The sequence below is a fragment of the Candidatus Limnocylindrales bacterium genome (assembly GCA_035571835.1).
Classification (GTDB): domain Bacteria; phylum Desulfobacterota; class Binatia; order UBA1149; family CAITLU01; genus DATNBU01.
The window spans coordinates 154,435-176,974 of the sequence record DATNBU010000008.1 but is presented as its reverse complement, the minus strand read 5'-3'; the positions used below and the strand labels follow the sequence as shown (position 1 = coordinate 176,974).

General features: G+C 62.2%; 20 protein-coding genes and 2 tRNA genes. 13 read left to right on the top strand and 9 right to left on the bottom strand.

What is annotated here, in order from left to right; genetic code table 11:
• Positions 1-459: 459 nt before the first annotated feature.
• From VN634_02470 to VN634_02460, 3 genes are all read right to left on the bottom strand, one after another.
• Positions 460-672, bottom strand: coding sequence for a type II toxin-antitoxin system HicA family toxin (locus VN634_02470; protein ID HXC49726.1), 213 nt, complete (start codon positions 670-672; stop codon positions 460-462).
• Positions 669-878, bottom strand: a complete 210-nt coding sequence (locus VN634_02465) for a type II toxin-antitoxin system HicB family antitoxin (protein HXC49725.1) — start codon at positions 876-878, stop codon at positions 669-671. The genes VN634_02470 and VN634_02465 overlap by 4 nt, the downstream gene beginning before the upstream one ends.
• Before the next feature lie 713 nt (positions 879-1,591).
• Positions 1,592-2,278, bottom strand: a complete 687-nt coding sequence (locus VN634_02460) for a hypothetical protein (protein ID HXC49724.1) — start codon at positions 2,276-2,278, stop codon at positions 1,592-1,594.
• A 1,637-nt stretch (positions 2,279-3,915) separates the two neighbouring features.
• On the opposite strand from VN634_02460, the gene VN634_02455 reads away from it, so the two are divergent.
• Complete coding sequence (locus VN634_02455; GenBank protein HXC49723.1) at positions 3,916-4,629, top strand: TIGR02391 family protein; 714 nt, start codon at positions 3,916-3,918, stop codon at positions 4,627-4,629.
• A gap of 10 nt (positions 4,630-4,639) precedes the next feature.
• On the opposite strand, the gene VN634_02450 is transcribed toward VN634_02455, so the two are convergent.
• A complete protein-coding gene (locus tag VN634_02450; protein HXC49722.1) occupies positions 4,640-5,968 on the bottom strand; it encodes a HEPN/Toprim-associated domain-containing protein in 1,329 nt (442 codons plus the stop codon).
• 599 nt (positions 5,969-6,567) lie between these two features.
• Here VN634_02450 and VN634_02445 point away from each other — a divergent pair.
• The 5 genes from VN634_02445 to VN634_02425 all read left to right on the top strand — a co-directional run bounded on the left by VN634_02445 (position 6,568) and on the right by VN634_02425 (position 9,673).
• Positions 6,568-7,074, top strand: a complete 507-nt coding sequence (locus VN634_02445) for a hypothetical protein (GenBank protein ID HXC49721.1) — start codon at positions 6,568-6,570, stop codon at positions 7,072-7,074.
• Positions 7,075-7,221: 147 nt separating this feature from the next.
• The gene (locus VN634_02440) at positions 7,222-7,506 is read left to right on the top strand and encodes a helix-turn-helix domain-containing protein (protein ID HXC49720.1); all 285 of its coding nucleotides are present in this window, start codon (positions 7,222-7,224) and stop codon (positions 7,504-7,506) included.
• 494 nt (positions 7,507-8,000) lie between these two features.
• Complete coding sequence (locus tag VN634_02435) at positions 8,001-9,047, top strand: hypothetical protein (GenBank protein HXC49719.1); 1,047 nt, start codon at positions 8,001-8,003, stop codon at positions 9,045-9,047.
• A gap of 1 nt (position 9,048) precedes the next feature.
• A complete protein-coding gene (locus VN634_02430) occupies positions 9,049-9,480 on the top strand; it encodes a hypothetical protein (GenBank protein ID HXC49718.1) in 432 nt (143 codons plus the stop codon).
• The gene (locus VN634_02425) at positions 9,473-9,673 is read left to right on the top strand and encodes a helix-turn-helix domain-containing protein (protein HXC49717.1); all 201 of its coding nucleotides are present in this window, start codon (positions 9,473-9,475) and stop codon (positions 9,671-9,673) included. Before VN634_02430 ends, VN634_02425 begins: the two co-directional genes overlap by 8 nt.
• Positions 9,674-9,786: 113 nt before the next feature.
• Here VN634_02425 and VN634_02420 read toward each other — a convergent pair whose 3' ends face one another.
• From VN634_02420 to VN634_02405, 4 genes are all read right to left on the bottom strand, one after another.
• Positions 9,787-10,188, bottom strand: coding sequence for a hypothetical protein (locus tag VN634_02420; protein HXC49716.1), 402 nt, complete (start codon positions 10,186-10,188; stop codon positions 9,787-9,789).
• A 180-nt stretch (positions 10,189-10,368) separates the two neighbouring features.
• Positions 10,369-10,809 carry a hypothetical protein gene (locus tag VN634_02415; protein ID HXC49715.1) on the bottom strand — a complete coding sequence of 147 codons (441 nt, stop codon included), beginning with the start codon at positions 10,807-10,809 and terminating at the stop codon, positions 10,369-10,371.
• Positions 10,810-10,979: 170 nt separating this feature from the next.
• Positions 10,980-11,053, bottom strand: a tRNA-Arg gene (locus tag VN634_02410).
• Between the two features lie 87 nt (positions 11,054-11,140).
• Positions 11,141-11,217: transfer RNA gene (locus tag VN634_02405), tRNA-Pro, on the bottom strand.
• 187 nt (positions 11,218-11,404) lie between these two features.
• On the opposite strand from VN634_02405, the gene VN634_02400 reads away from it, so the two are divergent.
• On the top strand, positions 11,405-12,802 hold the full coding sequence (locus VN634_02400) for a HAMP domain-containing sensor histidine kinase (protein ID HXC49714.1): 1,398 nt from the start codon (positions 11,405-11,407) through the stop codon (positions 12,800-12,802).
• Between the two features lie 83 nt (positions 12,803-12,885).
• Here VN634_02400 and VN634_02395 read toward each other — a convergent pair whose 3' ends face one another.
• Positions 12,886-14,097, bottom strand: a complete 1,212-nt coding sequence (locus tag VN634_02395; GenBank protein HXC49713.1) for a DegT/DnrJ/EryC1/StrS aminotransferase family protein — start codon at positions 14,095-14,097, stop codon at positions 12,886-12,888.
• A gap of 347 nt (positions 14,098-14,444) precedes the next feature.
• Between VN634_02395 and VN634_02390 the strand changes: the two genes are divergently transcribed.
• The 6 genes from VN634_02390 (at position 14,445) to VN634_02365 (ending at position 22,539) form a co-directional block, all read left to right on the top strand.
• Positions 14,445-17,339, top strand: a complete 2,895-nt coding sequence (locus VN634_02390) for a PAS domain S-box protein (GenBank protein HXC49712.1) — start codon at positions 14,445-14,447, stop codon at positions 17,337-17,339.
• The gene (locus tag VN634_02385) at positions 17,336-17,803 is read left to right on the top strand and encodes a response regulator (GenBank protein ID HXC49711.1); all 468 of its coding nucleotides are present in this window, start codon (positions 17,336-17,338) and stop codon (positions 17,801-17,803) included. The genes VN634_02390 and VN634_02385 overlap by 4 nt, the downstream gene beginning before the upstream one ends.
• A 346-nt stretch (positions 17,804-18,149) precedes the next feature.
• On the top strand, positions 18,150-19,010 hold the full coding sequence (locus tag VN634_02380; protein ID HXC49710.1) for a TraR/DksA C4-type zinc finger protein: 861 nt from the start codon (positions 18,150-18,152) through the stop codon (positions 19,008-19,010).
• A 277-nt stretch (positions 19,011-19,287) separates the two neighbouring features.
• On the top strand, positions 19,288-21,024 hold the full coding sequence (locus VN634_02375; protein HXC49709.1) for a methanol/ethanol family PQQ-dependent dehydrogenase: 1,737 nt from the start codon (positions 19,288-19,290) through the stop codon (positions 21,022-21,024).
• Positions 21,005-21,991 carry a substrate-binding domain-containing protein gene (locus VN634_02370; GenBank protein HXC49708.1) on the top strand — a complete coding sequence of 329 codons (987 nt, stop codon included), beginning with the start codon at positions 21,005-21,007 and terminating at the stop codon, positions 21,989-21,991. Before VN634_02375 ends, VN634_02370 begins: the two co-directional genes overlap by 20 nt.
• Positions 21,988-22,539, top strand: a complete 552-nt coding sequence (locus VN634_02365) for a c-type cytochrome (GenBank protein ID HXC49707.1) — start codon at positions 21,988-21,990, stop codon at positions 22,537-22,539. Before VN634_02370 ends, VN634_02365 begins: the two co-directional genes overlap by 4 nt.
• Position 22,540: the final 1 nt, after the last annotated feature.

The following is a 22,540-nucleotide window of genomic DNA, read 5'->3' as shown; positions in this document are numbered from 1 at the left end:
GCGGAGCTGACACAAGCTGTGAACGCGTGCCACATCCGCACCGCCCAGCGACTTTGACGATCGAATCTGTTCGGAAGGAGGTAACGCGATGAAGGTGATTCACACCGCAAGGTCGCGACGTGCTCCCACTGCGATGGCGCTATTCCAACGAGCTCAAGCTGGGAATGGAAGGCCGCAGAGGTAACGATGGCGCTTTCCAGGAGTTCGATCACGTGCGGTCAGTTCGATACTCAACTGACACCACCGCGGACACCGTCAGGCTTCTTGGGGGAGTTGATCTGAGAACCGCTCAATACGGAGGCATACACGGCTTACCTTCGTACTCCCAACGCTGCTCCGAATAGCTCTGTCCGTCCGAGCGCTCGACATCTGAACAGGCTCCCGCTTCGTCCCGCTCGCACAAAAGGCGAACCATACTTGCGCGCACGGCGAGATCGACGACTACGCCGTCAACAGTCGTCAAAGGTCCTCCGGCTCAAGGCCGCTATGCTTTGCGATTCGAGCCAGCATCCGCGGCCCGAGCTCTTCCCGTTCGTGAAACGCAAAGACGAAATCGGGCCACCCTTCCCGTTGCAAAGTCTTGTGGGAACCAGACTGGCGCTTGACGCTCCAGCCGATACGAAAGAGGGCCGCAAGGACACGGTTGGCCCGCGCCGACGGCCAATGACTCATGCGACGGCGGGAACGGTGATGCTGATGTCCACAGGCCGAGCCTCGCCGTGTTCCAGGCGTTCGGCCAGCACGCGAAGGGCAAGGACTTCAGCCTTGGACATGGCTTCTTCGGCCGTGGCCGCATAAGCCAATACGCCAGGCAACTCCGGGACCTCCGCGATCCATCGTCCGTCCTCTTCGCGCTCACAATCAATGTTGTATTTCATGCGGGTTTCCCAAGGTGCGGTCGCAAGTGGAATGTAGCGGACGGCCTGCCGAGCGTCCAGCAAGTCATTTACCGGGACGAGACTCGCGGCGGCCCTGCTTGAGCAGCGACCCGAGCAAAAAAAGCGCGCCCGGCTGGATTCGAACCAGCGACCACCGGCTTAGAAGTGCGAGTGACGACGATGATGAAACGCTGGTGTGACAGGCTGTTACGAATGAACACGCGCACTTAGCGATTCGCAGACTTCCACTGGCTTCGATCACGTTTGATCAGTTTCGACCACCAACCGGCACTAGAACCGGCACCAGCCTCAAGCACGGCAGCGCCACCAACGGAGAACGTGTGGAAGTGGCCTCGGCCGCAGCTGGAAGCAACTCCACCTGACAGACGAGGCGACGGGTGCCCGTGCGGCTATTCGAGCGAGCGAACCCGCCTCAGGCCCCTGCCCCTACCCCGGCACCGCCCCCAGCGATTCCGTGTCTGATGCTGAAGCCCCTCGGGTAATCGCGCAGCAAGATTTTGCGCGGAGTTACAGACTCAACATTTGTAATGTTTGTGACTACGGGGATCGTCAGGGCTTCGGCAGCGAGGAACAGCAACGTACGGAATCAGTGGGAAACGTCGCTGCTGGTTCCGTTCGGTCGCGCCACAGCGCACCGCTTTGCAGCGAATCGGGGGCAGAACTGGGTCGGTCGGATAAGTGAGAGTCGCTGATCACTCACTGCTCCCGTTACTGCCTCCGCCACCTTGTGTCTGCGATGCGGGCTGCGCGGGCTGCTGCTGCTGAGTTGACGATTGCGAAGTTGGTTGCGTGGCTACCGGTTGCGTGGGAGCCAGTGATGCCGCGCCGTTGAAGCTTCTCTCGGAGTTCGATGCGGCACTTGGCCTCAGGGCGTTTGCGCCGTGGAACGCCTCGTCCAGTGTTTGTCGGGACCTTACAGGTTCTTTCGCCATCGATCTTTCCTCCATATTCAATTTTTTAGCGCCTGCCACAATTCCAACCGTCAGCGCGAGAACGAGCCCAAGTGCAAAACCACCTACGGCTAGTCTATCGAGCCATTGCAACGCGCGATCGTCGGGTTCCTCGGGCTTCCGCAACAACTGTACGATGTAATCGCTATTTCTCTGAAGCACAGTGATACCGGCCACAATTGCCGTCATAAAGGCAAAGCTATCCAGGATATAAAGCACGAACTCGGTGTCCGTCATCGGCGACCGCGACGTCAGCAGTGTAACGAGGACGCCGACACCTCCCGCTGAGAGGGCGATGATAGTGCGGTCCCGCTCCATGCGGGTTGAAAACCAAGCCTGCACTAACGCACCGTAGTACGCAGCCTCCTTTGCTTCTAACAGCCGCAGATCATGTAGCTGCGCTGTTGCCTCGTCGCTACCAGCGGCCATTTTCGAGCCTTGTATTACGCCCCAGCCCGGTGCAATGGACTGGAACCTAGCCTTTTGCAGTTATGCACACATGACGTATGCGAACGTTCCGCTTGTCGAGGGATTGTCTATCTCCTCCGCCGCAACTTTCCCTGTGATCTTCGCTATCTGCGCGCAAGTGGCTCAGTTTACCCAGCCGCTGTCTTTACGTGGAGCAGTCACTTCTTACTGCCGAACATCGCAAGCAGTACAACCAGACCAATGAAGAGGAAAATGATGGTGCAGCCCGCGTTGAGTGTCTGGAGAAATATGCCTTCCTTTGAAGCCTCACGCTTCCGACCTCTCCACGCTTTCGGGAATATGCCGACTATCGGGTTTCCGCAGCCAGGGCATTCCAACGCCTTGTCGGAGATCTCTCGGCCGCATTCGTCACAAAGAATCAATGCCACAAGCTCAAGCATCATTGTTGGACGCAGTTCACGCAAAGGTTACCCGTGACCGGTCCTATTTGCCTAGGCGACGCGCCCCGGTCGCCTGAGACTGATCCTTACGTCTCTCTGAGAATCGCGCAGTAGGCGCGAGGTGGTCTTTGCAGACGGGAATAGTGCGCGCTGGCGTCAACTCGGGCTGGGGAAGAGTATGCCGCTATGCGGCGGATGCACACATGGGCAATGGGTGCAGCATTCTTACTGACTGCTCGTATTGCGCTACCGGCAGCCCCGGTCTGCGGTGACGTAGATGACAGCGGTTCCGTCACGACCTCGGATGCGTTGTCGGTTCTGAAGAAGGCCGTCGGCCAGTCAGTCGCCTTACTCTGCTCCTTCTTCGGGCAGCCTCTCAGGACTGGCCAGACGACGAGCTTCGGCGCGGGTGACGACGGCGACCTTCAAACCGGCTTGCCGTTTGCCGTCACTGACAATGCAGACGGAACAGTCACCGACAAAAACACAGGCCTGATGTGGGAGAAAAAGATCGGCTTCGTTACCCTTCCTCCGGTGCAATGCGCCGTGGAGGCTGGCAACTCTTGCGCAAATCCGCACGACCCCAGAAATCAATACAGTTGGTCAAGTGGGCCTACTGCGTTCGACGGCTCAGCGCATTCAGTCTTTCTTAACCAGCTGAACAATCGATGTGATCGGAACACTATCTTGAGTTGCACTAAGGATCTTGATTGCCGGCTAGTGGGAGGACGTTGCGGTTTTGCCGGACATCGTGACTGGCGACTGCCGAACATCCGAGAACTGCTTACCATCGTAGACTACAGCAGGTCAGACCCGGGGCCGGGTCCCGCCGTAGCGGGCGCGTTCGACAGTGGCGATAATTGTTCCCTCGTGTGCACAGAGAGCTGCTCCATCGTCTGTACAGACATCTCGGATCCGACATGTAGCTGCGACGCCTCGTCGGGCTACTGGTCCACCACTACGACCAGGAATGGGTCGTCGCGTGCATGGGGTGTTTACACGGATAATGGGCGTACCTACTACGACTACAAGATTGCGTTCCACTCTACCCGCGCTGTTCGCACCGGCTCGTGACAAGATCTCGCAGAGAAGACGATGTCGCACCGCATTAGACAATCGCGGACCCGAATTGGCCGGCAAGGCGCGTCGGTGCGTCTGTTTCTCGCGTGTATCCGTGACTCATCATCGTGAGGCAGCGTGCTCTTTAGCGATCTCGTATCGGACGTCGATTCACTTCTCGCACTCGAGGCTGAGGAATTAGCTGGCTTGGTGTTGCAGTACCTCGCTTCGCCGAAGGTCAAAGCAAACGAATTGCATCGTCAAAACTTCGGTCGCAGCAATGCATTGCAGGGATACCCGCAAGAAAGGCACGATGAGATTTCCCGTGCGATCATGGAGGCTTGGGTGTGGCTGCTTCGCGAGGGCCTTCTGGCACCTACCGCGGAAAGCAGTGGCGACCTTGTCTTCGTCACGCGTCGCGGAAAAGAAGCGGCAACTCCGGCAGGAATTGTAGCGTACAGACATGCAAACCTACTTCCTAAGGGACTGCTCCACCCTGCGCTCGTTCAGAAAGTGTACGCCCCGTTTCTTAGGGGAGATTACGACGTCGCCGTCTTCCAGAGCTTTAAGATCTTGGAAGTTCATATTCGGCAGCAAGCCGGACTTTCCGACACGGACATTGGCGTTACGCTCGTTCGCCTCGCCTTCAAACCAACCACTGGGCCCCTCGCGGACAAACATGCTCTCGTCGCAGAACAAGAAGCACTTGCCAACTTAATGGCCGGGGCAGTGGGTTCTTACAAAAATCCACATAGTCACCGACAAGTAGTGGTCGAGGCACAGGAGGCCGTCGAGATGATCATCCTCGCGAGCCACCTGCTGTTTATCGTCGACAAGCGCCGGGCTGAGTAGACCTGCTTCTTTACAAGTCCATCCACTCAGCAATTCCTGCCAGTATCTCTTTTCCGTCCGAGTCGTGGAATGCCGAAAAGAGCATCTGGAGAATCTGGCGAATTCCGCTCCAGTCAGTTAATTTAACCCTGTCCGGATCTCTTAGACACGCGTCCAAGCGGCTATCGAAACGTTCTCGAATTCTATCTTTAAATAAAACTTCGCCTTGATATTTTTGTAGTGCTGGCTCGTACCCGGTCCACTGTACCGGCAGCAACTCTCCGTTTTCGTCTCGAAGTACGTCTGCACCTAGATAAAGTTCAATACTGGCCGCTCGGCCGTTCACATTCATGGGCGTCGCACCCGACGGTCCAATCGTAGGATACGTCAACAGAAATTCACTGTCGGGTAGTCGTAGGACGCGAATACTATCCGGCAGAGTAACACTCCGAAGGGTAAGCATTGCGGCGTCGCCCGCGGTGTCATTGTCAAAAATTGCGATGGTTTTGTTTACTATTCCGGCACCGGCGAACGCCTTGACCAGATTCGCAAGGTTTCCCGCGCCACCACTTACGCGCGCGTTCTCGAAATCCATGAAACTGAAGTATTCCGCGAGATGTGGGTACAATAATTTCAGCGATTCACTGATGAATCGACTATCGGTTCGACCTTCAGTTAGAATTATCGTCTTCGCGCTCGAAGCGTAACTGCTCGACATCAACCCATCAACATAAGCAACGTAATCTTCCTCGTCCTCCGCGGACGCCTCAGTCCGCACGAGATCGGTGATGTCGTAAATCAACTCGGCGTCTGGCTCGCAAACCTCTAACGCGAGACGAATTCCGACGAAAGGATCGGGGCCTGAACCAAGCCAATCGTGACTAAGCATATAGCCGAGTAGCGAATTGTCAGCCGCGTGTTTTTGCCTACTTGACTGAAGATCTTTGTCATGGATTTCGCGCAGAGCGGAAAACCAAGCAGCGACGGTGGCGTTTTCGAGAGTTGCAACCAATGGTAAAAATATTTCGCCTCGCTCGCATTCACTCCAGTTCTTCGCTCGTACCGCTTCGGCTTGGAGATTTGCAACCAGTGCCGCAGTCGCCAATTCGAGTGTATAGCCCTTTAGCTCTAGACGCTCCCGAATAGTTACAGCTGGAGCACGATAGAAGACGACAGAAACCTCCTCGCCTTCCGGGAGATCGTCACACCAGCGGTGCATCTGAATCGGTATCGCGGAACGGTCTCCGCGGACGGCGACCTTATCTCCAGCCCTTACGAGCTGCATCAGACGCGGGTCTACGTCGTTCTTCGTTGAGCCGACATAAAACGATCCCAGCCAGCACTCTGCGTAACTTCCCACCGATCCTACTCCGGCATTTCAGTCTGCGCCGTCGGGCTTTGCGCGACGCGCTAAGGAATTTGATACTCTACGACAATGTCTTCGAACCTCGTAAGCTATCGGTGGCCGAAACACCACGAATGGTGCGTCGAACAGTGCGCCGCGCTGCACGTCACCACCGTCCTTTCTGTCGTAGACGCCGCCACTCTGGGCCGGCACCGCCCGTGGATCTTCCCCGAGCTGCCCTTCATTCGTCTCATTGCCCGTCCAGGCGGCGCATGCGTTCGTTGGTGGTTTCTATGCCCAGGGTGCGGAGCACGCTGCGAAAGTCTGTATCGCCCCCCGACAGCCACAGCCTTGGAATGGCGCTGCCGTCACTGCCACAGCCTCGTTTACGCTTCTCAGCGGTACGGCTACCGGCACCCACTGCGTAAGGATGCCCGGAACTGGACGCATCGGAAGCGACGGACGGCCCAGCATCGATTGGCGCGCAGCGAGCGCTGGCTCCGGGCCCATCAAGACAGACTACGTCGGGAGCACCAGGCCACCTTGCCCCCGATTACATCGGACGTAGATGTTTCCGTGATGGCGACGGCGATCAAACAGACTCTGGATATACCGTGAGAATCAGGCCTGCGAAGGGAAAGGTAGGCCGACCTCCGGGGCTTCGGATCCTCGACCACGACGGCAATCTCCAAACGGTGCCGAGCGAGGAACTTGCCGATGACTACAATTTTATTCGCTGGAAGATCGCTGCAAGATCCAAGGACGATCCGCGGTACGGCAATCCGCTTCCCAGGGTACAGTCCGCACCACCACTCACACCGGAACTGGTAGGCCGAATCGCCAGTGCAAGTGACGAACTTCTGAACTTCTTCGTTACCAGCTGGGACAGCAAGACGGAGGCGGTTTTTCTACAGCCACGCGCGGCCATGCCCTACCCAAATTTCGTGAAACACATTGACTGGCGGCTGGCACTTGAGCGCTTCTACGGCGACGAGGGGTTCCGCCAGAAGCGTCGTGGTCGCGATGAACGATGGGCGCTTTTTCTTCTGAGCGCACTTGCCGACTCTACGCCGTCGGCGGTCCTACACCAAATAAAAGGGAAAGCGTCCCCGAAGACGTAGTGCACCTTCCGGCAACCGCTCAAATGCGCGAGCCGTAGAACGCTTCCGATTTTGCGATCGCAATATTTGGTCGCAACGTCGAATTTTTGGTCGCACTCCTCCCATCCAGACTATTGCGCGCAATCTCCGCCGCCGCGAAACTCAGACGTGGCGGTACGCGGCAACATCGCCGGAAACCGCGCTGACAGCGATGGAGAATACGCCATGCAGCAGACGCTGCTCACAGTTCAGGACGTCATCGAAGCTACCCGACTTAGCCGAACGGTTGTGTACGAATTGCTGAAGCACGGGGAATTGCCCGCATTGCGCGTCGGTCGCGCGATCCGCGTTCGCAATGAGGACATGCAGAGCTGGATCGAGAAGCAACGCGCGGACACAGCAGCAAATATCAGTGGGGCCCACGCCGGTCCTGGAATCGCCAGCGAGGCATAACTGGATAGGAGGTACTGGAACTCAGCGGGCTTCCGTCACAGCCGTTCGGGAAAGCCCGCCGAGCACAACGAATCATGGACAGACTAACGGACAATCTTGTCGCCGTAAACGACAAAGCCCGGGTAGCGAATGCCCCGGCGGTAATCTACTCGGGACTTGTCGGGCGCGTCGTAGCCGTGTTCGAGCCTCACACTGAGGCGGACCCGCTCGGAATAGCCGCGCAGTTCCTCGTCGCGTTCGGCAGCGCTGTGGGTTCGGGGCCGCATGTCCACGTCGGCGAGACTACCCACTACTGCAACGAATTCCTCGCGCTCGTCGGTGCTTCGGCACATGGGCGTAAGGGCGATGGCCTACGAGTCGCACTGCGTGCAATCGCTGACGCCGACCCCGGCTGGAGATCGGACCGAGTGCTCGCTGGGCTATCCACCGGCGAAGGGCTCATCAACGCCGTGCGAAACTCCGGACCGAGTTCGGAATCAGAGTGGGACCCCGGGGTGGACGACAAGCGCGTACTGGTCACCGAAGCCGAGTTTGCGAAGGTCCTCATACAGGCGACGCGGCTGAACAACATACTATCCGCAACGCTCCGAGAAGCCTGGGACCATCAAGACCTCGGCGTCTTGACCCGCAAGGACGCGCTGCGCGCCACGGCTCCGCACGTCAGCGTAATCGCCCATTCCACGACCGCCGACCTGCTGGCGCACCTCACAAAAACGGATGCTGCCAACGGCTTCGGTAATCGCTTCATATTCCTCGCGGTGGGGCGTGCGAAGCTTCTTTCGAGCCCGGGACGAGCGGATTCTGCTGCCCTCAGCGTGCTTGTGGCTGATGTCCAACGATCACTCGAATTCGCCCAGGCCTGCGGGGAGATGACGCGATCGGATGACGCCACCGCTTTGTGGGACGCGGTTTACCCAGAACTGACGCGCGACTTCCCCGGAATCATTGGCCAGCTGCTAGCGCGGGCCGAGGCGCACGTCCTTCGCCTTTCCATGCTTTACGCGCTTTGCGCGCAGTCGAAGAGAATCGAGGAACACCACCTTCGATGCGCTCTGGCGCTGTGGGAACAAGCCGAACAATCAGTCTTAGAAATATTCGGAGCGACAACCGGCAATATTCTGGCAGATACCCTGCTTGCATGGTTGCCCGAAGACGGCACCGCACTCACGACGACCACAGTCCGAACAGAGATCTTCTCCAACCACATCACTGCCAAGGAACTGAGCACCGCCATTGCGGACCTCAAAGCCATCGGCGCTGTTACGGTGGAGACGGTAAAGACTCGCGGACGCCCCGTGCAATACATCAGCCGGACGAGTTCCGACAATTCTTCTGGCTCCCTCCGGCCTGTCCAGTGGTGCGCGGAAAGCGCGGAAAGCGCGATTACGAGTCTGCCCTGTCAGCACCAGTCGCCCGTTGATGGCGAGTTAGGCGGGGGCGCAAGGACGTCGCTCGCGCGCGCGTCAGGCGCACCACAAAACAACTACGCAGAACCGCCTTCCCTCGCCTCATTCGCAGCCTCGGCGGAAGGAGAGTCATAGCATGCCGCATCGTCCGCATATCCTTGTCGAAGGCCGTCTACTTACCGACGCCGCGGTGGAGCGTTTCAAGGATGCCGAGCGGAACGGCTTTACGTCCTGCGACCCAAGGTGTCATTTCGGCCTGCAAAGCGCTTGGTTTCAGCGCTGCAAACGCATGCGGCGGCCCCGCATCGAAGTCGTACGCCGGAAGGCGACCGCAGACATCCGAATTGACGTTTTCCTGGCGACCGATTCCGAATTCCCGGTCTGGCTTCAAGATCGGATCCTCATGGAGCTGAGGGACGCCGGGGCGCGCTGGTTCTTCATTGGCCAGCAAGGCGCTCTTGGACTGCATGTTCCGCTTTCCACGGCCGACGCGGTGGCGGCCCAGCTCGTGCGGCTCATCCATCACTGGCTCGGCATGGAGTGTCGCGAGGCGGTGCACAGTGCCTGATAAGCTTCTCACTGTCGCGCAGGCCGCCGAGCGCTTAGGTGTCCGGGTGAGCACCATCTACGCGTGGGCATACGAGCGGCGCATTCCGGCCGTGAAGCTGTTTGGCCGTGCGCTACGATTCAAAGAATCGGACATCGACAAACTCATCCGCCAGCACGAACGTCCCGCGCGTAGAACGAATCAGCAACAATGATGCTCGCGCTGGTGGCGTAGGCTGACGGCATTCGTCAAGAACGTAAGACCCAGAATGAAGACACAAACAGGGCCGAATGCCCTTGGCGACAGGCGCAGAGCTTGCGATACTCATCAGGTTCCAAGCCAATGACAAAGCGCACCACCAACGAGAGCACCACAAAGCGAACGGGCTCGGATCGCGGCGTCTTCGAGCGCCCGAAAGGCTCCGGCGTGTGGTGGGTGCGCTACCACGATGAAAGCGGTCGCGAACACCGCGAAAAGATCGGACCGAAAGCACTCGCAAAAAAAGTTTACGCAAAGCGCAAAACCGAAGTTACCGAACGCCGTTTCTTCCCAGAAAGCATCGGCCGCCGCGACACCCTGCTCGCCGACCATATCGACGACGTGATGAAGCGGGCGAAGGGCCGCATTCGCGCATTCTCCGACTACGAGCGCTATGGCCGATACTGGAAGGAAGCTTTTCCGGGCCGCACTCTCGCGCAGATCTCGCCCGGCGACGTCGAGCGCTACCAAGCTGAGCGCATCAAAACATCCGCACCAGCCACAGTGAACCGCGAGGTAAAATTCCTAAAAAGGGTCTTCAACATTGCGATTGCCGACGGGCTGATCGCAACCAACCCGACGAACCGGGTGAAGCTGCACCGGGAAAACAACGAACGCGTGCGGTTCCTGAGCGCGGACGAGGAGACGAAGCTACGCGAAGCCATGAAGCCCGCCGACTGGCCGCTGGTCGCCTTCGCGATCCACACCGGGCTGCGCCAGGGCGAGCAGTTCAACCTTCGCTGGGACAACGTCGACTTCGCCACGGGCATGATCACCATTCCGCGGGCCAAAAGCGGCAAGCTGCGCCGGGTGCCAATGAATGACACCGTGCGGGCGATCCTGCGGGAGCTGCCGAGCCGCGCCCGGTCCGAGCTGGTGTTTCCTTCCAAAGCGGTGGAACTCAAGAACGGCGAGACGGTAGGCGGCGAGAGTCCACGCGATGCCCGCAACTTCCTGCACCGCGCCTACGCGCCCGCACTCAAAAAGGCCAAGATCGAAGGCATGCGCTGGCACGATCTCCGGCACACGTTCGCGAGCCGTCTGGTGATGGCTGGAGTGGACATCCGCACGGTACAAGAGCTGATGGGCCACCAGTCGATCACGATGACGCTGCGTTACTCGCACCTGTCACCAGCTCACCAACTCGATGCTGTGCAACGGCTTAACGCCGCAACCGGCACCTCTACCGGCACCGAGCCAATGACCGCTAGCGAAGCGAAGGAAGTGCCCGCGCAAGCTGTCGGAATGGATAGGAAAAAAAGCGCGCCCGGCTGGATTCGAACCAGCGACCACCGGCTTAGAAGGCCGGTGCTCTATCCGACTGAGCTACGGGCGCGTATCGAGTGCGGACCGGCGTCGCTCGAAGACTGGGAAACCGGGAGCGTCCCGGTTTTCTGAAGCGACGCGGAGCGGTCCGCGAAAGTGGTCGGGGTGAGAGGATTTGAACCTCCGACACCCTGCTCCCAAAGCAGGTGCGCTACCAGACTGCGCCACACCCCGAGTTCCGGGATTCTTTCGCGCTGCGGCGGCGGTTTCAATCGGTCGCACGATGGCAGTCGTCGCCGGTTCGACGAACGCTTCGAAATTGCCTCCGAACGCACCTCCGAAGAACGACTATCGACTATTCGGAACGCCCCCGGTAAAAGAATCCCCGGCCGTTCGGAGGCCTTGGGCTCGAGTCCGAGCCATGCCATCTCCCGTTGCTTTTGCTGAAACGTCGCGCGACGCCGACACGGCCGTCCGACAGGTGCCGCTCGACCGCGCGGAAGCCGACCACAACATTCTGCTGCCGGGGCTGCGCCAGCGAGTCCGCGAGTGCCTGTGGTTCCTCGCCCTCTCGCAGACGATCTACTTTGCGATGCTGCCGTTCTCGGTGAGCGAATCGTTCGAGCTGCGCTTCGCGCTCTGCGGCTTCCGCCTGGTCGTTCTCTATAGCTGCATCTATGCGCTTCGTGGCGCCGGCTCGCGCCGGCAGACGCTCGTCCTCATCACCGTCGGCCTGTTTACCCAGCTCGCCGTCGGCGTCGGGATGTCGGCGGTGCGCCGCGACGTGATGCCGATGGCGCTTCTGACGATCGCGCTCACGTACATCGCATCGGCCCTGATTCCATGGGGCGCCAGGGCCCAGGCCGTTCTCGCAGGCGCTTCGGCGGCCGGAATCGGGCTCGCAACGGCGGCAATGTACTGGCTTTCCGCGCCGGTTCTCGGCCTCGACAACGCCCTCACGCTGCTGACGGGATTCGCCGTCACCATCTACATCGCGCATTCGCTCGAAGGCGCCCGCAGCCGCGTCGAGCAGCATCTGCAGGACGCGCGCCACACCGACGCCGAGCTCGCCGAGCTTCGCGCGCAGCTCGAGCGGCGCGTCGTCGAGCGCACCGCCGAGCTCGAGATGGCCAACCGCGAGCTCGAAAGCTTCAGCCATACCGTGTCGCACGATCTTCGCTCACCGCTGCGCGCGATCGCCGGATTCAGCCAGATGATCGTCGACGAGAGCGGCGAGAAGCTCGACGAAGACGTGCACACGCATCTCGGAAAGATCCGCGCCGCGAGCCGGCGCATGGACGGGCTGATCGACGACATGCTGCGGCTGTCGCGCGTCAGCCGCAGCGCGCTTCGCTATGAAGCGGTCGATCTCGCGGCGGTCGCACGCTCGGTCGCGGAGAATCTGGCGGCCGAGGATCCGCACCGCAAAGTCGAGTTCACGATCGGCGGCGTCCCTAAGGTGAGCGGAGATCTCGGGCTGCTGCATATCGCGGTCGAGAACCTGATGCGCAACGCGTGGAAGTTCACCGGCACGCGCGAAACCGGACACATCACGGTGTCGGGCATCGCCGGGGGCGACGACATCGTCGTCACGATCGAAGACGACGGCATCGGATTCGATCCGCGCTTCCGGCAGAAGCTGTTCCTGCCGTTCGAGCGGATCCACGATCATCCGCACTTTCCAGGCACCGGCGTCGGGCTCGCGACCGTAGCGCGTATCGTCCGGCGGCACGGCGGAAGCGTGGACGCGGTCGGCGCCCCGGACCACGGAGCGAAGTTCTCGATACGGCTTCCGCGCCAGCGCCCGGCCGCTTCGTAAAACGCCGGAGTCTTGCGCTTCACAAGTCGCCGGAGTGTTGCGCTTCGCAAGTCGGCCGGCGACCGGCGCTTCGCAGGGCCCCGTCAGCGCCCGAGCACTTCCGCCACCGACTCGATGACCGCATCGATCACCGTGCGCACCTGCTCGTCGGTCAGGTTGTAGAACACAGGAAGCGAGATCTCGCGCGAGTAGTTGCCGTACGTGACCGGATAGTTCGCCATGTCGTAGCCGAGCGAACGGTAGAAGCTCATCGACGGCACCGGAATGAAGTGCACGTTGACCGAAACGTCGCGATCGAAGATTGCCTGGATGATCGCATCGCGCGCCGGTTCGTCGATGCCGCGGATGCGAAGCGGGAACAGGTGGAACGACGACGTCCGGCCGTCGCGGTCGAACACCGGCAGCTCGGCCCACGCGTGCTTGCCGAGCGCATCGGCGTACGACTCGACGATCCGTCGCCGCTTGACGAGCGTGTCGCTGTCGTAACGCGCGAGCTCGACGAGGCCGATCGACGCGACGATGTCGGTCATGTTCGCCTTGTAGCCGGCTTCGACGATGTCGTAGCGCCAGTTTCCCTTCTGCGTTTTCGCGAGCGCGTCCTTGTTCTGGCCGTGCAGCGTCTTGACGCACAGCCGGCTGTAGATCTCCTCGTTCGAAAACGGCGCGGGAAGGTTGAACGCCACCGCCCCGCCTTCGGCGGTCGTCAGGTTCTTGACGGCATGGAACGAAAACACGGTCACGTCGGTAAGCGCGCCGGTGCGGCGGCCCTTGTACCTGGCGCCGATCGAATGCGCCGAGTCGGCCAGAACGAGGATCCGGCCGAGCTTCCTCTGCTCGTCGGTCGCCGGAACGAATTCCGCGGCGCGCTCGCGCACGAGGTCGTTCAGCTCGTCGTACTCGCAGGGCCACCCGCCGAAATCGACCGGCATCACGACCTTGGTCCGCGGCGTGATCGCGGCAGCGACGGCTGCGATCGAGATGTTGAAGTCTTCCGCGTTGACGTCGACGAACACGGGCGTCGCGCCGCAATGCACGACCACGTTGGCCGTGGCCGCATATGTGCACGCCGGCACGATCACCTCGTCGCCGGGGCCGACGCCGAACCAGCGCAGCATGACCTCGAGCCCTGCCGTGGCGGAGTTCACACAAAGGACAGCCGGAGCGCTGCAGTACGCAGCCAGCTCTTTCTCGAAGCGCTTGGTCTTCGGGCCGGTCGTGATCCAGCCGGAACGCAGCGTATCGACGACTTCGTCGATGATCTTCTGGTCGATTCGTGGAGGAGAGAACGGAATCATTCTTACGGGGTCCTTTTTTTGCCTTTGCATCGGGCGACGCGGAACAGGCACGGATTCCCTTGGGAAACCTGAGCCTGCCAGCGGCGTCGCCAACTTTTGCGGAGCCGGGAGACTAGGACGAACCCGCCGTCGATGGGAGACGCGGGTGCGGAGAACGGCGCTCCTAGTCTGGTGCGCTGCGTCGCAAATCGGGGACAGGCCCCGATTTCCTGAAATCAGTGTCTGTCCCCGATTTCGCTAAATCAGTGTCTGTCCCCGATTTCTGCGTCGGCGGCGCAACGCCGAGATTCGCAACGGTTTTCTTGCTTCGGCTCGGAACGCGGCGGAGAGTCCGGGTTTCACCCGCCATGGACAGAGGCTCGAGATCCTTCGGACTGTTTGCCAACGACGGCCTGTCCGCCGACGCGCTGCGTATCCTGGCCACGATCGCCAGCGTGGCGGGCGCGATCACGCTCGCGATCGGGGTCGCCGGCGTGGCCGGCTGGATCTTCGACATCCCGATCCTGCGCCATTTCATCAATGGGTTCCCGGCGATCCGGCCGCTTTCGGCCGTCTGCCTCGGGCTTCTCGGCGGCGCGCTGTGGGTTTCTCCGAGCAGGCCGGCCCTGTCCGCGACGCTCGCAACGCTGGCCGCAGCGACCGGATCCCTGTCGCTGTTCGGCAGCATGTCGGACACCGAAGTCTTCCTTCGGCAGCTGATCGTCAGCAACCAGCTTCTCGGCGCCGATGCACCGGAGATCGCCGAGCGGCTCGGCGTCACGACGCCGCTCGCCGCGCTCGGCTACGTCTGCCTGGCGTTCGCGCTGCTGCTCGGGCGCTACCCGGAGCTGGTCAGCGCGGCGCAGACGCTCGCCATCAGCGTGATGTTCACAGCCCTCGTCCCGGTGCTCGGCTTCGTCTACCGGATCGACTCCCTCAGCTCTCCGCTTCTTTCGTCGACGCCGTCGCTTCACGGGTCGGTCGGGATCGCCCTGCTCGCCGTCGGCATCCTCTGCACGTATCCGGAGCGCGGCGCGATCGGCCTGCTGGCGGGGAATTCGGCCGCCAGCCGGGCAGCACGCCGCATTCTTCTGTTCGCATTCGGAGTGCCCGTCGTCTTCGGCGGCCTGTTCGTCTACGCCCGTCAGATCGGATCGCTCGACGTCGATGCCGCGGTTCCGGTGTTCGTCTGCGCGCTCGCGGCTACGCTGTGCGGATCGGTGCTGCTGGTGGCGCGCGCCGACGCGCGAATGGAGATCCTGCACCGGCGCGGCGAGCAGCAGCTCAAGTCTGCGGCCGACGCGTCGCCGCTGATCATGTGGATGGCCGACGAGCGCGGCAACGGCACGCATGCCAACGCGGCGCTGCTCGATTTCGTCGGCTTCACGCCCGAACAGGTCCTCGGAGACGGATGGACGAAATACACCCATCCCGACGATGTCTCGGTCGTCCAGGGCGAGATCGCGATGGCGTTCGCCGCCAAGCGTCCGTTTTCGGTCGAGCTTCGCGTGCGCCACACCGACGGCTCGTGGCGATGGGTGCTCAGCACGGGCATGCCGCGGTTTACGCCGACCCACGAGCTCAGCGGCTACACCGGAACGTGGGTCGACGTAACCGCGCGCAAGGATGCCGAGGAAGCGCTCCACCGCTTCGCGGCAAGGCTCGAGCAGAGGGTTGCCGAACGCACGGCTGCGCTCACCGAGTCCAAGGAAGAGCTCGCGCGGCAGACGTTCCTGCTCGAATCCATCGTCAAGAGCATGGGTGACGGCGTGCTGGCCATGGCGACCGACGGCGAGATCCTGCTGTCGAACGATGCGGCCATCCGCCTGTTCGGCGCCTCCACGGCCGACGCGCACACCAACGCCCGGCTGACGGAATTCGGATTCTTCCTGGCGGACGGCGTAACGCCGTTTCCCACGGAACAGATGCCGATGATCCGCGCTCTCAGCGGCGAGAACGTCGACAATGTGATGATGGTCGCACGTCACGTGACGGCGCCCGAAGGCCTTTACGTACGTATCACCGGCCGGGCGATCCGCGACCGCGACGGCGAGATCATCGGCTCGATCATCGTCGGTCGCGACGTGACCGAGTTCGAGCACGCGCTCGAAGCCACCCGCCGCCTGGCAGCCGTCGTTGAATCCTCCGGCGATGCGATTCTGTCGGTTTCGCTCGACGGCGTCATTTCCACATGGAATCGGGGCGCCGAGCGGATGTATGGTTACTCGGCCGACGAGGCGATCGGATCGCCGCTTGCTCGGGTTGATCCGTCGACAGGCACGCAAGGCATCGCGACGATGATCGAAAATCTCAAGCAAGGAGCGCTCGTGATCCGGCGCGACGCCGTCGGACGGCGGCGCGACGGCACGCCGGTCGACATCGCAGCGACGATGTCGCCGATTCACGACGAAGCCGGCCACGTGCACGCGATTTCGGTCGTCCATCACGACGTGACCCATCTCAAGGCCGCCGAGCGTCGCATCCAGGCGCTCAACGACGAGCTCGAAGAGCGCGTGCGCGACCGTACGGCCGCGCTCATCGCCGCCAACCACGATCTCGAGAACTACGCGTCGTCGGTCGCCCACGATCTGCGTACTCCGCTGCGGGCGATCGCCGGCTTCGCGCGCGTCCTCGAGGAAGACTACGCCGAGATCGTCGGGCAGGAAGGCCAGCGCGTGATCGGCGTCGTGCGCAAGAACGCGCAGGACATGGGCCAGTTCATCGATGCGCTGCTTTCTTTTTCCGCGGTCGACCGCCAGCCGCCGAACAAGATCAAGGTCGACGTCTCCGAGGTCGTCCGCGAGTGTCTCGATTCACTCGGCGCGGACTGCGCCGATCGCGAAATTGCATTCCACGTCGGCGACTTGCCGCCTTGCCGGGCCGACCGCGCGTCGCTGAAACAGGTGTTCCTCAACCTGCTCGCCAATGCGGTCAAGTTTACACGCCGCGTCGACAATGCCCGCATCGACGTCGGCAGCCGGATCGAGCCGGGCGGCGCCACGTCGTATTTCGTTCGGGACAACGGCGTCGGTTTTGATATGTCGAATACGCGGCGTCTGTTCGGTATCTTTCAGCGCCTGCACGCACCGGCCGACTTCGAGGGGACCGGGCTCGGCCTGGCCAACGTCGCGCGAATCGTCGCGGCGCATGGCGGGCGGGTCTGGGCGGAGGCCGAACCCGGAAAAGGTGCGATGTTCCAGTTCATCATCGAGCAGCAGCGTGAAGAGCAGCAGCGCGAGCAGCTGCACGAGGGGGAATCATGATCGTCGACGGAATCCATGCAGTGGACATCCTTCTGGCGGATGACAACGACAACGACATCGAGCTGACGATCCGGGCATTCAACAAGCACCGCATCGTCAACAGCATCCACGTCGTGCACGACGGGCGCGAGGCTCTCGAGTATCTGTTCTGCACCGATCGCTATGCGCACCGGTCGATCGCCGACCTGCCGAAGGTGGTGCTGCTCGACGTCAAGATGCCGTTCGTCGACGGCATCGAGGTGCTGCGGCGGATTCGCACCGACCCCCGTACGCACGAGCTGCCGGTCGTGATGCTGACGTCGTCGAGTCTCGATCGCGACGCAATCGAGTGTTACAACCTCGGCGTCAACAGCTACATCGTAAAACCCGTCGACTTCGAGCAGTTCCACGAAGCGGCGCGCATCATCGGGTTCTACTGGCTGTTCCTCAACAAGGCCCGCCCCCACGAAGACGCCGCCGTCTGAGCGCTGCCCACGCCCTCAAAAAATCGGGGTCAGACTCCGATTTCCGGAAATCGGTGTCTGACCCCGATTTCCCACCGAAAACGCACAGCGATTTTTTGCAATTCGGGATCGGTACGGGTTTCGCACTAGTGCGAAACCCGTACCGGTTTGAGAGTGCCGTCGGCCCACCCCGCGAATGCAAAGCGTCCGGCCGAGGGCACAAGGCCGGCGAAGAGAGCACGCACGGCCGTCGCATTTCTTGGCCGCCACGGTTTCGCGGCAGCGAACTGCCTTGATGGCACGTCGGCCGCGGGCCTAACGTCCGCATGTCGGCGCGCCCCAAATCCCGCGCCGCCTGGCGGTTTCCATGAACGGACATCCTGCACATCCGGATCGCCCCACAATCGAGCGCATCGAGGAAGCGCTGCTCGCAGCCAGACACGACCTCGTGCGCGAACGCGCAGACGCCGAACACGGGCTCGACGACATCTCCGCCGAGCGTGAGATCGAGTGGGAAGAGATGGCCCAGGAGGAGCAGAGCGCCGACGTGCTGACGAGGCTCAGTGCCCAGCAGTATGCACGGCTGCGGCAGATCGACGGCGCGCTCGAGCGCATCGACCGCGGCGAATACGGAACGTGCATGAGCTGCGGTCAGGTGATCGACGTCGCCCGTCTGAACGCACAGCCGTGGACCCCGTGGTGCCCTGCGTGCGCCGCCGAGCGCGAAGCGGCGCCGGCATCGCCGTCCGGACGTGCGTCCGACCGTCCGCAGGATCACGACGAGGACATTCCCGACTCTGCTCCCGATGAAGAGGAAGGAGGCGCCGGAAGCCCGCTCGCCCCCGAGCTGAGCGCACTCGACGACGCGGAAGTGGCGGAAACAATCCGTGAGGCTTTTCAGACGGAGGTCGGCGAAGCGCTCGATACGGTTCGCGTGCTCTGTCGAGACGGCGTCGTGATTCTCGCCGGAGAGGTCGCCAACGAAACGCTGCCGGAGATTGCGCGCCGCATCGTGGAAGACGAGGCGGGCTATCGGGTGATCGACCGGCTGCTGGTGACCGATGTCGCAGGTGGGCCTTCCTTTGAACGCAAACGCATTGCGCGTGCGCATCAGCTTCCCGCAACTGCGGTCGACGACGACGAAAGCGACCTGTCCGAAGATGTGCTCGAAGCGGAGGAGGACGGATTGACCTTTGTCCCTCCGACGCGGCCCGTCACCGAACGTTGATGCCGTTCACACGCGGATGCGCCGCGCATCCGCGTCACAATGTCGCTCGCCATCGCGTGCCTACTGGCGGACGTCCGGAAATTTTCTCTAAACTGTTTGCTCGCCGCACCGTCGAACGCGCGTGCAACGAGCGTCCTCCATGTATGTCGTGGCGAAATCCTGGGTGCTCCAAACGAGGCCTCGATGGCTGGGCGTCGCCGGATGCCTGCTGACCGTATCGTGTTCGAAGTACCTGCCGCCGACGCGTCGCGCACCGGATCAGACAAGTAAGCCGGCTGTGGCCGCGACCGCGCCGCGGCCGGAGTATCACCCCGGCGACATCCACGACGACGGCCAGTGGACGATGCCCGCGAAGGACTACTCGAGCACGCGCTTCAGCGCTCTCGACCAGATCACCGCGGCCAACGTCAAGCAGATGCAGGTCGCGTGGACGTTCTCGACCGGCCTCAATCGCGGCGCCGAGGCAGCGCCGATCGTTGCCGGCGACACGATGTACATCACCACACCGTACCCGAACACGCTTTTTGCGCTCGATCTGTCGAAGCCCGGTGCACCACTCAAATGGAAGTACGATCCCGAACCGAAGAGTGCTTCGCAGGGGGTCGCGTGCTGCGACGTCGTCAATCGCGGCGGCGTCTATTCGAACGGGCGTTTCTTCTACAACACGCTCGACGGCAACGCCGTCGCCGTCGACGCCGCGACCGGACGCGAAGTCTGGAAGACGAGCCTCGGAGACATCAACAACGGCGAGACGATCACGATGGCGCCGCTGGTGGTCAAGGACAAGGTCCTCATCGGAAACAGCGGCGGCGAGATGGGCGTGCGCGGATGGCTGACGGCCCTCTACACCAGCGACGGCAAGGTCGCATGGCGAGCATACAACACCGGTCCGGATTCGGATTGCCTGATCGGCGCCGACTTCCATCCGTTCTACGCAAAGGATCGCGGCAAGGATCTCGGCGTCAGCACGTGGCCGCCCGATGCGTGGAAGATCGGCGGCGGCACGGTGTGGGGATGGATCTCATACGATCCCGAAACCAACGCGATCTTCTACGGCACCGGCAACGGCGGTCCGTGGAATCCCGACCAGAGACCGGGTGACAACAAGTGGACATGCGGCCTGTGGGCGCGCGATCTCGACAGCGGCCAGGCGCGCTGGTTCTACCAGTTCAGCCCGCACGACCTGTACGACTGGGACGCGATCAACGAGCAGATCCTGACCGAGCTCGAGATCGGCGGTACCAAACGCAAGGTCCTCATCCGGCCGGAGCGCAACGGCTACATCTACGTGATGGATCGCGCGACCGGCGAGCTCCTGTCGGCGACGGGATTCGTCCACAACACCGCGACCAAGGGCGTCGACCTCAAAACCGGCGAGCTGCTGCACATCGACGAAATGAAACCGGTCATGGGCAAGGTCGTGCGCGACATCTGCCCGGCCGCGCCCGGAGCGAAAGACTGGAATCCATCGGCGTACTCGCCGAAGACCGGGCTGCTTTACCTGCCGCACAACAACCTCTGCATGGACTTCGAAGGCATGTCGGCCAACTACATTGCCGGCACGCCGTACGTCGGCGCCGAAGTGCGCATGCATGCGGGGCCCGAGGGAAACCGCGGCCTGTTTACCGCGTGGGATCCGGTCGGTGCGAAGGTCGTGTGGCAGATCAAGGAAGATCTGCCGGTGTGGAGCGGCGCGCTCGTGACGGCAGGCGACATCGTTTTCTACGGAACGATGGAAGGCTGGTTCAAGGCGCTCGATGCGCGCACCGGCGAGCTTCTGTGGCAGTTCAAGACCGGCTCCGGAATCATCGGACAGCCGATCACTTACCGCGCACCCGACGGTCGCCAGTACGTTGCTGTACTTTCGGGAGTCGGCGGCTGGTCCGGTGCGATCGTCGCCGGCGACCTCGATCCGCGCGATCAGTCGGCCGCGCTCGGTTTCGTCGGCGCGGTGCCCGACCTCCTCGACAAAAGCACAAAAGGAGGCACGCTCTATGCGTTTGCGCTTCCATAGCCGCGACTCGCGTGCCGCGGCCGGCTGCGACGCACAGTGCATGCTCAGCGGCGCGCTGCTCGCGGCAATGCTTCTGTTCATCCAGGGATGTCCGGCCGAGCCCGACCAGCCGTCGCCTCCCAAACCGCCATCCGTATCGGTCAAGCGCGAGCACCTTCGCGTCTGCGCCGATCCGAACAATCTTCCGTTTTCGAACGAGCGCGAGGAAGGCTTCGAGAACCGCATCGCGCGGCTGATCGCGGCCGACCTCGGCATCGACGTCCAGTACACGTGGTGGGCGCAGCGCCGCGGGTTCCTGCGCAACACACTCAAGGCCGGACTCTGCGACGTGGTGATCGGAGTGCCGTCGGCGCTCGACATGGTGCTCGCAACCGCGCCGTATTACCGGTCGATCTATGTCTTCGTCTCGCGCGCCGACCGCGGTCTCGACATCCGCTCGTTCGACGATCCGAGGCTTCATGCGCTTCGCGTCGGCGTGCAGCTGATCGGCGACGACGGCAACAACTCGCCGCCGGCACACGCACTGGCCAGGCGCAACGTCATCGACAACATCGTCGGCTACACCGTCTACGGCAACTACGCCGAGCCGAATCCGTCGGCGCGCATCGTGCGCGCAGTCGCTGCTTCGGACGTCGATGTCGCGGTGGTCTGGGGGCCGCTCGCCGGTTATTTCGCAAAGACCGCTTCGGTTCCGCTGGCGCTCGCCCCCGTCTCTCCGCAGGTCGACCAGCCGTTCCTGCCGTTCGCGTACGACATCTCGATGGGCGTGCGCCGCGGTGAGGAGCCGCTGCGCGACGAGCTCGACCGGATCCTCGTGCGCGAGCGCGGTGCGATCGGTCGCATCCTCGACGATTACGGCGTGCCGCGCGCACCGGCGCCTGTCGCGCCCTCTCCGACCGGCGCCGATCTTCTCGTCCGCGATCATGCGGTCAATGCGGACCACCCGGGGAGCGGAGGCGGCACATGAGGACCTGCGGAGGCGCGGCGATCGCGATCTGCCTCGTGCTCTGCGCGGCATGTAAGCGCGAGGAGCGCTCGTTCCGCGTCGAGCCGCCCGACGCCGCGCGCATCGACGCGAAAAGGCTTTCCGAGCTGCATCCCGGCTCACCGCCGCCGCCCACGCCCGTCCACAACGACTACGAAGACAACGCGTTCGCGATGAGCGAGGGCAAACGGCTTTTCAACTGGATGAACTGTTCGGGCTGCCACGCGCAGGGCGGCGGCGGCATGGGACCGCCGCTGATGGACGACAAGTGGATCTACGGCGCGGCGCCCGAGCAGGTCTTCGCGACCATCGTCGAAGGCCGTCCGAACGGTATGCCGTCGTTCAAAGGAAAGATCCCCGACAACCAGGTCTGGGAGCTGGTCGCCTACGTACGGTCGCTCAGCGGCAATGTTTCGCGCAATGCGGCGCCGACGCGCGATGACCACATCAACGTCAAGCAGCAGGAGCAGTCCACGCCGGTGCAGCCTCCGGTCGCGAGCGCGCCGCCGCCGCCGCCGGCGGGGAAATGAC

Excerpts from the sequence above, each read along its gene's own strand:
- VN634_02470 (HXC49726.1), bottom strand. The coding sequence starts at position 672 with ATGAGTCATTGGCCGTCGGCGCGGGCCAACCGTGTCCTTGCGGCCCTC.
- VN634_02465 (HXC49725.1), bottom strand. The coding sequence starts at position 878 with ATGAAATACAACATTGATTGTGAGCGCGAAGAGGACGGACGATGGATC.
- VN634_02460 (HXC49724.1), bottom strand. The coding sequence starts at position 2,278 with ATGGCCGCTGGTAGCGACGAGGCAACAGCGCAGCTACATGATCTGCGG.
- VN634_02430 (HXC49718.1), top strand. The coding sequence starts at position 9,049 with ATGCCGCATCGTCCGCATATCCTTGTCGAAGGCCGTCTACTTACCGAC.
- VN634_02400 (HXC49714.1), top strand. The coding sequence starts at position 11,405 with ATGCCATCTCCCGTTGCTTTTGCTGAAACGTCGCGCGACGCCGACACG.
- VN634_02395 (HXC49713.1), bottom strand. The coding sequence starts at position 14,097 with ATGATTCCGTTCTCTCCTCCACGAATCGACCAGAAGATCATCGACGAA.
- VN634_02390 (HXC49712.1), top strand. The coding sequence starts at position 14,445 with ATGGACAGAGGCTCGAGATCCTTCGGACTGTTTGCCAACGACGGCCTG.
- VN634_02385 (HXC49711.1), top strand. The coding sequence starts at position 17,336 with ATGATCGTCGACGGAATCCATGCAGTGGACATCCTTCTGGCGGATGAC.
- VN634_02380 (HXC49710.1), top strand. The coding sequence starts at position 18,150 with ATGAACGGACATCCTGCACATCCGGATCGCCCCACAATCGAGCGCATC.
- VN634_02370 (HXC49708.1), top strand. The coding sequence starts at position 21,005 with ATGCGTTTGCGCTTCCATAGCCGCGACTCGCGTGCCGCGGCCGGCTGC.
- VN634_02365 (HXC49707.1), top strand. The coding sequence starts at position 21,988 with ATGAGGACCTGCGGAGGCGCGGCGATCGCGATCTGCCTCGTGCTCTGC.